This window comes from Bacillus sp. XB1 (assembly GCF_053557995.1).
In genome coordinates this window covers 111,403-123,520 of sequence record NZ_JBNRIL010000001.1, presented here as the reverse complement: position 1 = coordinate 123,520, position 12,118 = coordinate 111,403, and the positions used below count along the sequence as shown (strand labels likewise).

General features: G+C 32.2%; 10 protein-coding genes and 1 pseudogene. 2 read left to right on the top strand and 9 right to left on the bottom strand.

Going from position 1 to position 12,118, the window contains the following annotated elements:
- Window positions 1-45: 45 nt before the first annotated feature.
- The 7 genes and pseudogenes from ACK1U5_RS00685 to ACK1U5_RS00655 all read right to left on the bottom strand — a co-directional run bounded on the left by ACK1U5_RS00685 (window position 46) and on the right by ACK1U5_RS00655 (window position 8,596).
- On the bottom strand, window positions 46-1,761 hold the full coding sequence (locus ACK1U5_RS00685; protein ID WP_000823472.1) for a peptide ABC transporter substrate-binding protein: 1,716 nt from the start codon (window positions 1,759-1,761) through the stop codon (window positions 46-48).
- Window positions 1,762-2,057: 296 nt separating this feature from the next.
- The gene (locus ACK1U5_RS00680; protein WP_000727532.1) at window positions 2,058-3,755 is read right to left on the bottom strand and encodes a peptide ABC transporter substrate-binding protein; all 1,698 of its coding nucleotides are present in this window, start codon (window positions 3,753-3,755) and stop codon (window positions 2,058-2,060) included.
- Window positions 3,756-4,103: 348 nt separating this feature from the next.
- Window positions 4,104-5,141 (bottom strand): annotated as a pseudogene (locus ACK1U5_RS00675) (LCP family protein).
- Window positions 5,142-5,158: 17 nt separating this feature from the next.
- Window positions 5,159-6,157 carry a hypothetical protein gene (locus tag ACK1U5_RS00670; RefSeq protein WP_000368243.1) on the bottom strand — a complete coding sequence of 333 codons (999 nt, stop codon included), beginning with the start codon at window positions 6,155-6,157 and terminating at the stop codon, window positions 5,159-5,161.
- A 12-nt stretch (window positions 6,158-6,169) separates the two neighbouring features.
- Entirely contained in the window at window positions 6,170-6,703 is a 534-nt protein-coding gene (locus ACK1U5_RS00665) for an RNA polymerase sigma factor (protein WP_000864758.1), read from the bottom strand.
- 200 nt (window positions 6,704-6,903) lie between these two features.
- Window positions 6,904-7,710, bottom strand: a complete 807-nt coding sequence (locus tag ACK1U5_RS00660) for an ABC transporter permease subunit (protein ID WP_001041439.1) — start codon at window positions 7,708-7,710, stop codon at window positions 6,904-6,906.
- Complete coding sequence (locus ACK1U5_RS00655) at window positions 7,703-8,596, bottom strand: ABC transporter ATP-binding protein (RefSeq protein WP_029443026.1); 894 nt, start codon at window positions 8,594-8,596, stop codon at window positions 7,703-7,705. Before ACK1U5_RS00655 ends, ACK1U5_RS00660 begins: the two co-directional genes overlap by 8 nt.
- Window positions 8,597-8,751: 155 nt before the next feature.
- Between ACK1U5_RS00655 and ACK1U5_RS00650 the strand changes: the two genes are divergently transcribed.
- Entirely contained in the window at window positions 8,752-9,354 is a 603-nt protein-coding gene (locus ACK1U5_RS00650) for a TetR/AcrR family transcriptional regulator (protein ID WP_113710634.1), read from the top strand.
- Window positions 9,355-9,446: 92 nt separating this feature from the next.
- Here ACK1U5_RS00650 and ACK1U5_RS00645 read toward each other — a convergent pair whose 3' ends face one another.
- Entirely contained in the window at window positions 9,447-10,391 is a 945-nt protein-coding gene (locus ACK1U5_RS00645) for a helix-turn-helix transcriptional regulator (protein ID WP_084064042.1), read from the bottom strand.
- A gap of 82 nt (window positions 10,392-10,473) precedes the next feature.
- Here ACK1U5_RS00645 and ACK1U5_RS00640 point away from each other — a divergent pair, with 82 nt between their 5' ends.
- Complete coding sequence (locus tag ACK1U5_RS00640; protein WP_000171345.1) at window positions 10,474-10,917, top strand: VOC family protein; 444 nt, start codon at window positions 10,474-10,476, stop codon at window positions 10,915-10,917.
- A gap of 54 nt (window positions 10,918-10,971) precedes the next feature.
- Here the strand turns inward: ACK1U5_RS00640 and ACK1U5_RS00635 are convergent, their stop codons facing one another.
- Window positions 10,972-12,003, bottom strand: coding sequence for an oxidoreductase (locus ACK1U5_RS00635; RefSeq protein WP_048568324.1), 1,032 nt, complete (start codon window positions 12,001-12,003; stop codon window positions 10,972-10,974).
- Window positions 12,004-12,118: the final 115 nt, after the last annotated feature.

Here is a 12,118-nt window from a genome sequence, read left to right as displayed (position 1 = left end):
AAAGCATTTCAAAAGCAGCTCAGCCACTTTTGAAATGCTTTCACTTTATTTTTTTCCGCCATCCTCAGTTACATACGCCCACTTAAAGCTATATTCTGGACTGATGTTATGTTTCACAATTCCTTTTACATTCGGTTTCATTACATACGATCTTCCTGTTTGATATAAAGGAACTAACCCTGCATCTTCTTCAAGGAATAATTTTTCAGCTTTCCCTAACGTTTCCCAGCGTTTTTTCGCATCACTCATTAATTCATTACCTGCTTTTCCTACCATTTCATCGTATTTTGGATTTGAATAACTCATTTGGTTGTACGGGCTCTTCGATTCAAACATATCAATAAATGTCATTGGGTCCGCATAGTCTGGACTCCAACCTGCATAAGAAATTTCATAATCTTGCGCAGTTTCTAATTTTAATTTTTGTTTGAACGGCTGAATTTTCGTATTAATCGTTACACCTTTTAAATTTTTCTCAATTTGATCTTTTACATAGTCAGCAATCTTTTTCGCAGTTCCATCATCATAGCTTAGCAATTCAATTGTAACTTGATCTTTTCCAAGTTCTTTTTTCGCTTCTTCCCACGCTGCTGCTCCTTTTTTCGGATTATATTTCAGACCATTTTTAAATGTATCTTGATAATCTTTACCATCTGGTCCTGTCGCAAGTCCTTTTGGAACCAATTGATCTGTTGCTTTTGATCCATTATTTAAAATTACATTCGCCAATCCTTTTTTATCAACTGATAATGCAATTGCTTCACGAAGTTTTTTGCTCTTTAAAGGCGTATCTTGTCCGTTACGTTTTTGATTTAAACGTAAGAAGAATGTACTTGATTCCGCATACTCACCATATTCTTCTTTGTTCGATTTATATTTATCTACAAACTCTCCTGATAGTAATGTAAAATCAATTGATCCTGTATCATATAAGTTTACTTTCGTTGCAACCTCTTTTACTACACTATAGTTAATTTCTTCTAATTTCACAGTCTTTTTATCCCAGTACTTATCATTTTTCTTTAGCTGCCAACCTTGTTCATGTTTCCATGAAGACATAACGAATGGACCGTTATACACAGTTGTATCTGCTTCTAAACCGTACTTATCACCTTTTTCTTTTACGAATTTTTCATTTAATGGATAGTATGATGGGAATGCTAATAAATTTAAGAAATACGGTACCGGTTTTTCTAATTCTACTTCTAGCGTGTAATCATCTACCGCCTTCGCTCCTAATTCAGTTACAGGTTTTTCTCCTTTATTAATCGCTTCTGCATTTTTAATATAGTAAGCAATAAATGCATATTCTGCTGCAGTATTCTTATCAAGTAAGCGCTTCCACGCAAAAACGAAATCTTTCGCTGTTACAGGATCACCATTTGACCATTTTGCATCTTTTCGCAGTTTAAACGTATACTTTTTACCATCTTCACTTTTCGTACTAGACTCTGCCGCAGCAGGAATTGGCTTATTATCTTTATCAAGGCGATATAGGCCTTCCATCGTGTTCCCTAAAATTTGCGAACCTAATGTATCAGTAGATTTAGAAGTATCCATCGTCGGAATTTCTTGGTTTTCCGTACGATTTAATACTTGTTTCGCTGCATATTTAATATCAGATTTTTTTTCTTCCCCACTATTTGATGTAGTAGTCGTTTTCTTTTCCCCACCTGACCCAGAACATGCTGTCAATGCAACACTCATCGCTAAAACTGGTACTACAACTGCCGTTAACTTTTTCATCTTTTTTCTCTTCATTTTTGTACCCTCCCTAATTATATGTACATTACCAACCCTTGAGAGACCCCTTACTAAAGATTTATTTTTCAGAAAATTGCAACTAATGTTATTCTACTCTTTTTTTCGTATTTGTAAATAGTTTTTTAAATATCCTGGTTTTTTTTAATTTAGTAGGATTTATCCCCCATCTACTATATGTACATACTATACACCTTATTCTCCTCTATTTAACCACACTAAAAATTAGTATTTTAAGCTCACAAAAAAAGCATTTAAAAGTAGCTAAGCCACTTTTAAATGCTTTTTCAACTCTATTATTTTTCAGTCACATATGCCCACTTAAAGCTAAATTCTGGACTGATATTATGTTTTACTACTCCCTTTACATTTGGTTGTAAAACATAAGAATCTCCTCGTTGATATAAAGGTACAATCGCTACATCTTCTTCAAGTAATGTTTTTTCAGCTTTTCCTAACTCTTCCCAACGTTTTTTCGCATCGCTCATTAATTCCGTTCCAGCTTTTTTCACCATGCCGTCATATTTAGGGTCAGAGAAGCTCATTTGGTTATGAGAATGTCCAGTCTCAAACATATCTAAGAACGTCATTGGATCTGCATAATCCGGATTCCATCCGCCATACGAAATATCATATTGTTGTTCAGTTTCTAATTTTAGTTTTTGCTTAAATGGTTGAAGTTTAATGTTAACTGTTACACCTTTTAAGTTTTTCTCAATCTGATCTTTAATATATTCGCCAACTTTTTTCGCATTACCAGTATCGTAGTTTAAGAATTCAATTGTAACTTGGTCTTTACCTAGCTCTTTTTTCGCTTCTTCCCAAGCTGCAGCAGCTTTTTTAGCATTTGGTTTTAAACCATTTTTAAACGTTTCTTGGAAGTCTTTACCGTCTGGTCCAGTTGCTAAACCTTTTGGTACTAAGAAGTCAGCTTCTTTTGATCCATCATTTAAAATTACGTTTGCTAAATTCTTTTTATCAACTGATAGTGCAATTGCTTCACGTAACTTTTTACTCTTTAATGGTGTATCTTGTCCATCACGTTTTTGGTTCATACGAATGAAATACGTACTCACTTGTGAATATGTTCCGAATTCATCTTTCTTATTTCTGTATTTATCTACGAACTCTCCAGTTAATAAAGCAAAGTCAACTTGACCGCTATCATATAAATTGATAAGAGTTGCTGGTTCTTTAACAACACTGAAGTTAACTTCTTCAAGTTTTACAGTCTTTTTATCCCAATATTGATCATTTTTCTTTAATTGCCATCCTTGTTCATGCTTCCAATCTTTAAGAACGAACGGTCCATTATAAACTGTTGTATCAGACTCTATACCGAACTTCTCGCCCTTTTCTTTAACGAACTTTTCGTTTAATGGATAATATGATGGGAATGCTACTAAGTTTAAGAAGTACGGTACTGCTTGCTCTAACTCAACTTCAAGCGTAAGATCATCTACTGCTTTTACTCCTAATTCAGTTACAGGTTTTTCTCCTTTATTTACTACTTCTGCATTTTTAATCGGGAATGCGATAAATGCATACTCAGCAGCTGTTTTTGGATCTAATAGACGTTGCCAAGCATATACGAAATCTTTCGCCGTTACTGGATCTCCATTTGACCATTTTGCATCTTTACGTAGTTTAAATGTATATTTTTTACCATCTTCACTTTTCGTGCTAGATTCTGCTGCAGCTGGAATAGGTTTATTATCTTTATCAAGACGATATAATCCTTCCATCGTATTCCCTAGCATTTGTGAAGATACTGTATCTGTTGATTTAGAAGAATCCATCGTTGGAATCTCTTGGTTTACTGTTCGATTCAACACTTGTTTTGCCGCTAATTTTCCCTCTGACTTGCTATCTCCACTTGAGTTTGTGCTTGTCTTTTTATCTCCGCCTGATGTAGAACATGCTGTTAGTGCCATGCTCATTGCCAAAACCGGTACTACAACTGCTGTTAGTTTTTTCATTTTTTTCTTTTTCATTTTCTGTACCCTCCCTAATTCTAAACGATAGCTATTAAAGAATTTTCTGATAATTCTGTTTTTCTCTATATATTTATCAGACGATTCTTACTAATTCTTATTCTACTAATTTTTTAATTTTTGTAAAGTATTATTATTGAAAATTTTTAAAAAATTATTTTTTTACAGTAATATTCATAAAAATTCCATATGTTGTTCAAACCTTATTTTGCATTCATACACATTCGTTGTTTTAATCACTTCGATCTCATTTACCGCTTGAATACTTGTTAATTATTGCTAATAAATAATGCATATATGTAAAAACATCTTTTCTACAAAAATAAAAAAGCAGACATTTCGTCTGCTTTAATTCTCCTCAATTTGCTTTTCACTTAACCCTAGATGTGTTCTAAGAGTATTACTCAAACTCTGTAGATCTTTTTTATTAGGATTATAATAATATACACGTTTCCCGTTTGGGCCATTAGGTAAGTATAAATCATCACCAGCTAATTGTATTTTTTCAACTGAACCGTTTAAACCGTATTTATAAAAAGATAAAATATCATCCATTACTAAATTTGTTTTAAAATCACCATCAACCGCCTAAACTATTTTTTCTAGCTTCGTAATCGATCCTACACTTTTTAATTTACTTAAAATCGCTTCAATAACAAGTTGTTGGCGCTGTCCTCTCATTGCATCACTATCAATATGGCGCGTTCTTGCTAGTGCAAGTGCTTCTTCCCCATTTAATTTTTGTAATCCTTTTTTCAAATGAATCGCATCAGGTTCATCTTTACTATTTTGCTCCGTAAATTCAACTGGGACATCCACTTCAATACCATCTAACCCATCAACAATTTTAGTAAAGGAACCAAAATTAAATTTCACAAAATAATCAACAGGCACCTGTAACAATTTTTCTACCGCTTCCACAGAAGCTTGCGGTCCTCCATCTTTACCATTTTTAACGAAACCACTTCCATATGCATGGGTTATTTTATCTTTTTTCTTTTCAACTGGAACATATGTATATGTATCACGCGGTATGCTTGTTAATTTCACTGTTTTATCGTCTTTATTAAAAGTCGCTAACAATAATGCATCTGTATGAAATGCACCATTATATTCCTTTTGTCGTTCTTGATTTTCATCAATTCCCATAATTAAAAGTGAAACATGATTTGCAATTGGCTTTACAGATTTCTCACGTAAATTGGATTTTTCACCTCGTGCTAAATTCAAATTAGATTTTTGTACAAGACTAGAAGTTTTCATATATACATAGGCTCCATAGCCAATTCCACCAAATAGTAATACCGCCAGTAGTAAACTTGTTATCTTTTTCTTTTTATATTTTTGCTTATTTTTCTCTTCTCTTAAAGATGAATGATTCCCCATTTACTCTCCTCCTGTTTCTATTGATCCAATATGTTTCTCATTTTTTCATATTTAGCGCTATCCTTTTGAAACATACTTTCTTTCAATCCCTTATCTATTTGTATCCATTCAGTCGTAACTGAATATTGAATCAAGCCTTCTTGAAAACTAAGAAATTTCAACATAATCCCTGTATTTTTCTCCACAACCATTTCGAATTTCCCTCTTAAATCTTCAGAGGTGCTAACAGGCATCTCTATGTTTATAACTCCTTCAATTTTGTAACAATCTAATCCAAGATATTTCGTTTCTTTATAATTCCAATCTTTATATCGAATTAATAAATCTGCGAATTCTGATTGAATACTATATTTAGCTAGCCCTACATATTCATCATCATATCTCTTTTTCTCATCTGATTTTCTCACTAACCTTTCCGTAGGATTTAATTTTAATAGTTCATTGTTTCTTTCTTTCGGGTTCCATTTTGTCTCTTTATAGGTATACTTCTCATCATCAAACTCTTTTTTCTTGCCCTCGTTATATATAATTGTTCGTTTTTTGGCTAGTTTATCTTCTTTCGAAGAGATACCTCTTTGTTTCTCCGTATCAATCGCATACTTATATGTTGTAGCAATTCTTGATGAGCTAGAATATTCCTCAAATTGTCCTGAAATATTTTTAAAATAATCAATAGAATCTAGCATTTTTTGATGAATCTTTTCTTTATCTGGATAATGTACATTCGATTTTATTTCTTCTTCATTTTCATAATCAGAAAACGCTTTTTTCTTTACATATTCAAATACTCCACCATTTTGCGCAAAACTTTGTATAGAAAACTCAGACATAGATACCACTGAAAGTATACAAACCGCTGCACTAATTATCATCATATGAATTTTGTAACTCTTCTTTTTTACCTTAAGATTATGTAGCGTACCATTAATCTTTTCATTTAACTCTGGAGGTACTATAACATTTTCATCTTTTATTCTCTTTTTTAATTTCTCATCAAATAATTTTTCATTATCCATCCTTTACACCCCCTATTCCATCTTTAATCGTTTTTGTAGTTGTTCCCTCGCGCGTGATAATCTTGATTTCACTGTTCCTTTCGGTATTTCTAACAGCTTTGCTATACTCTCTTGATTCATATCTTCATAATAATAAAGCACCGTAACAGCTCTTAATTCTTCATGTAACGATTGAATCGCATTACACAAATCTATATCTTCATACTGATCACACGCACTCATATTGTAATCATTCTCTTCTGTCACAATTACATTTTTATACGCTCTAATAATATTGTTACACTCATTTATTAGTATTCGAATTAACCAAGTGTGAAAAAATTCTTCTTTTTTTAATTTTTTTATATTTTCATAGGCTTTTAAAATTGTTGTCTGTATCGCATCCTCTATATTTGTCTCATCACGTAACATCGCCTTTGCTATTCGATACATCTTCACTTTTTCTGTATGTATAAGCGCTATAAAGGCTTCATGATCACCTTTTTTCGCTAAAGAAACATCCGTTTCTTCTTTTATAACCATTTTATATAAAGGGATTACTTTCACAATCGCTCCTCCTGCTTCATCCTCACTTCATCACTTCCAATTTAACTTTACATGTATTAGACGTATGAACCTAGAAAAAGGTTCACTTTTTTGAATATTTTTGTAATTAAAAAGATAAATATCCTTTATAAGGATGCAATAAACATACTAGTTTAAATTTACAAATAAAAAAAGCCCACTTTCTCAGTGGACTTTCTACTCTATAACGGTAAATCCCTCTTCCTAAATACTACAATCGCTACGATAAAAATACAAAGCGCTACAGCAGTTAAACCTATGCTTACCGGCCATATATTATATGATCCTTCAGCAATTTCTTTCGGACGAAACAGCGTGAATAATGATAGGTTTTTCATCCATTCTAACTTATCACTTAACTTCCCTACCATATCCAATACGAAAAATAAGATAGTTAAACTCGCTGAATAACTTAGTGCTTTTCTTTCGTCATTACATATACAAGAAAAGAAAAATGAATACGCACTAACGACTAAAAATATGAGCCCTCCGACTACATTTATCTTCAAAAATAACTCTTTATTTAAGTTATTATCTTGTAAAAACCATTCTGCACCTACTAACCCAGCTACATACGTAACAGATACAATAATCAGAAGTCCCAATATGAGAACAGCAGCTTGTGTAATCGCAATTTGCACTCTAGATACAGGTGTTGCTAGCATGTATGCCATTGCTCCTTTATCTACATGACGAGCAATTAAATGTGTCGCAACTGTTACGCAAAAAATTGTTAAAATGATAATAAACAATAAACTATAGTATTCGCCCGCTAGAAAATCCATTACGTTTTGAATCGGACTTTCCATACCAACGATTTTTTTCACACTATCAGGCATGGCACCTATTAATTCATTTAGCCCTTTCGCTGATACCATTGACGGGAATATCCAAATTAATAACCACAGATATAAAGCTGCACCAGACGCATAACTCAAAATACTTTTTTGTGTTTCTTTCAAACTAGCTAAAAATAATTGCTTATTCATGCGTTATCCCTTCTTTCTTATCGTAATAATGCATAAATAAATGTTCTAAATCCATCGCTCTCGTTTGAAGTGCCGTTACATTGTAGTTTGAAAGTGTTTGTAAAACAGTTTGATAGTTTCCTTGTACAATGATAGATGCCTCTCTGCCTTTTACCGCTTCAAATTGCAAATTACACTTTGTAAGAGACTCAATCTCTTCTTGTGATGATACTGTTACATCTATCACCTGTCTTCTCATACTTTGTAAATCGTGAATATTTTCAACCGTTACGAGTCGACCATCTTTAATAATAGCTACTCTGTCACAAGTTCTCTCAATTTCAGTGAAAATATGCGAAGACATAAGAATTGTTTTTCCTCTTTGCTTTTCCTCTAATATTAAATCTATAAACACTTGCTGCATAAGTGGATCAAGTCCAGATGTTGGCTCATCTAAAATTAACACCTCTGGATCGTGCATAAATGCAGCGACTATCCCTACTTTTTGCTTCATTCCTTTAGACATTTTGCGAATCGGTGTTTTCACATCAAATTGCAGACGCTCTATCAGTTCATCTCGTCTTTTCGTATCCTTTAATCCACGCATTCCTTGCATTAATTTTAAAAACTCTAATCCGTTCATTCCTTCAATAAAAGAAATTTCACCCGGTAGATAACCAACTTCCCTTTGAATTTTCGCTGCTTCATTCCAACAATCTAATCCAAAAATTGTCGCTTTACCAGCTGTCGGTTTTATAAATCCCATTAAATTACGAATCGTCGTTGATTTTCCAGCACCATTTGGGCCTAAATAACCAAATACTTCTCCCTTTTTTACATCAAATGTAATATGAAACAAACCTTTTCCATTCGAAAACTGTTTTGTGACATCTTGAACTGAAATCATAATTCCACCTCATTTTTTGAAATATTTAATATGTGATATTTCAAAATCATTGTACTCCTCATCTTTCATATTCGCAACAACTTTTTGAAATATTTATCAGTCCATATTTCAAAATTATTGTTTTCCATTATTTTTTCTTGTATATTTTAAGTGAGGTGATTGCATTGAACGGCTTTGAAAGAGTAAAAGAAAAGAAAAAGCGTGCCATTAAAGAAGCAGCATTCTTATTATTTTCAGAACGTGGATTTAATGAAGTGAAAATAGAACATATCGCAAAAGAAGCAAACGTTTCTCAAGTTACAATTTATAATCATTTCGGAAGTAAAGATGCGTTATTTAGGGAGCTTATACAAGAATTTATCATATCTGAATTTCAATATTATAAAGAGCTTGCAGAAGAAAAATTACCTTTTCATGATATGATGCAAAAAATGATTGTAAGAAAAATGAATACTGGCGGATTATTTCAACCTGATATGTTACTACAAATGATGCAAAGGGACGAAGAACTCCGTAAGTTTATTTATAGTTATCAAAATGAAAAAATCCTACCCTGGTATTTAGAAATATTAGAACGAGCTCAGCGCAAAAACGAAATTAATCCACACCTTACTAAAGAAATGATGTTACTTTACATTCAAATGTTTACAAAATTAGGTGATGAATTTGGAGCACAACTTCTTAAAGGAGATCGGGAAAAACATATAAAAGATATCGTTACGATGTTCTTCTATGGTCTTTCTGTTCCACAAAAGTAATTTTTCTAAAGAACAAATAAAATCACCAAAAAGCCCCTTGGATATTTAAATCGCAAGGGCTTTTTCATATCAAAAAATGACTAAAACTAACTTTATCTTAAAGAAGTTAAATGCTGCTTTATAGATAACACCTTATTATAGATTAACTCTTTTAGCATCACAGGCTGAATTGAAATAATTGTTTCACCAAAATTTAGAAAATAACTTGAAATAAACTCAATTTCTTGCTTGTTAAAATAGCCTGTTATACTATAATTTTCATTTTCTTTTTGTATCCTCATGGAAGGATAATTCTCTTTATCAAAAATATCTTTTCCTTTTTGATTAACAATGACACTAAAATCAATTGCATCAGGTTTTCTGTGAAAGTTTGTAAGATAACTTAATAGTTCTTCAAGATTTTTTGAATTCGTGTTGCTTGTTTCCTCAATAGAAAGAATTTTATCACATCTAATTATTTGAACACCATTTGTCTCAAAATTAAAGATTTTAGCATACCACTGGCCAAATTTAGATTCGATTCGAATAAATTGGGCGACCAATACTTTCTCCTCATCTTTTTTTAAATATGTTAAATAATAAACTCGCTCAGCAAAAATTCCCTGTAAAATTTCTTTTAAGAACGGACTAAAATTACTATGATTTGTTACTTCAAAGGAAAGCGTTCGTTCCATAATTGAAATATTTTTACTCACATTATCAGGTAATACATGTTTAAATTTATTTTCAAGCGCAATACTTTCTATATTAAATGGTTTTGTCTTGTATCCATTTAGCGTAAGAATCGAAAAGTATAACGCATACATTTCATCCACACTAAAATAAATTGGCGATAACACACTATTTTCTATAATTTTATAACTTCCATTTCTACCTAGTTCAGAATATATGGGTACACCTATTTCTTCCAATGATTGAATATCTCGTAAAGCTGTACTTTTAGAAATATCATATCTAGCCATTAAATCTTTTAAATTAAAATATCTTTTATTATTTAAGAAAATAAGCATGTCATTTATTCGTTCCGTTTTTTTCATATTTACCTCCCGAAAGGTGTCATGTATTGAAACCTTTTTAGTCTATATTATAATTATTAACTAATAAAGGAGTTGTAAATTTATGACATTAGAAATAGCTATTTTTCTCTCAATGAATGGGCAAGCAAAGGAGGCAATTAACTTTTATACACGTAATTTAGAAGCCAAAAAATTAATGGTTGTTACGTATGAAGAACTGGCGAAAAGAGATCGTTCTTTTAAAATTACAAGTGAAAATAAAGAACATATTGCTCACTCTGTTTTACAAATTGGGAACACAAAGCTAATGATAGCAGAAGATACAATGAATACTAATGAACGTTATAACGTTGGAAATAACATGTCACTTTGCATTCAAAGCGCTAATTTAGAAGAAATACAAAGGTTTTATAATAATTTAATTTCCGATAAGCATGTGAAAATAATCTCTCCGCTAGAAAAAAATATATTTAGTGAAGCATATGGTATTATTGAAGATCCTTATGGCATACACATCCAATTAATGTATGATAAACGACTAAACTAAATAATTAATCATATTCACATATTCCTAATAAAAAGACACGAATTTCGTGTCTTTTTATTTTATAGAAATGACTCTACCTTTTTCACTGCTTTCAATCGCTAATTGAATCAGTTTAATAACATCTAAACCTTCTTTTGCTGTTACAGGTAGTTTCTCACCATTTAATATACTATCTCGTACACCTTTATAATAATTGTCATAACAACCGACTTCTGTTGGAATACGCTCTAAGCTTTCTTCTGTTTCTAAAGTAGCAAAATTCTCTTCATCGTCTACTCCATAACCGTTATCACCTGGCTTCATTCCATTTTTTAATTGCTCTTCCTGCGAATCCATACCGTACTTCACGATAGAACCTTTCTCTCCATGCACTATAAAATGCGGTCCAGCTTTTTTCACATAACTGCTACTACGTAAAATGACACGTTTAACTCCGTAATGAAGTACTATGTGGAAATAATCATCCACCTCTGCACCTGGTCGTTGTTTTATTACATCTGCACTTATCGCATCTGGTTTCCCGAATATTGATAACGCTTGGTCAATTAAATGCGACCCTAAATCGTATAATATACCGGAGCCTGGTAGATTTTTTTCTCTCCATCGATCACGTACATGTGGACGGAAACGATCAAAATTCGATTCATATGCGTATACATTCCCTACTCTGTTTTCTCCTAACAATTTCTTAATTGTTAAGAAATCATTATCAAAACGACGATTATGATATACGCTTAACATTACATTATGCTGCTCTGCTAATGAAATAAGCTTTTCCCCTTCTTCAATTGAGACAACAAATGGTTTTTCTACAACAACATGCTTACCGTTTAAAATTGCTTCTTTTACATATGGAAAATGAGTTGTATTAGGTGATGTAATAACAACTAAGTCAACATCAGCTCGCTTCACCAATTCATCAATTGTACTAACAACATTAGCATTTGGTAATGTTTCTTTTACTACCTCTTCTTTTGAGGATAATACAGCACGAATATCATATTCTTCTATCGTTTGTAATAGTGGGATATGAAATGTCGTACTAGAAAAACCAAATCCTACAATCCCTACACCTATTTTTTTCATGTTGCCCCTCCATTTGTCCCGCTTTAACAGGCAGTAAGATTCCTAACCAAAAATTCAGCGAAAGCTAAGGAATTAGGTGAGAAATCAACTGCTTGTTAAAGCCCGATTGGTTCAA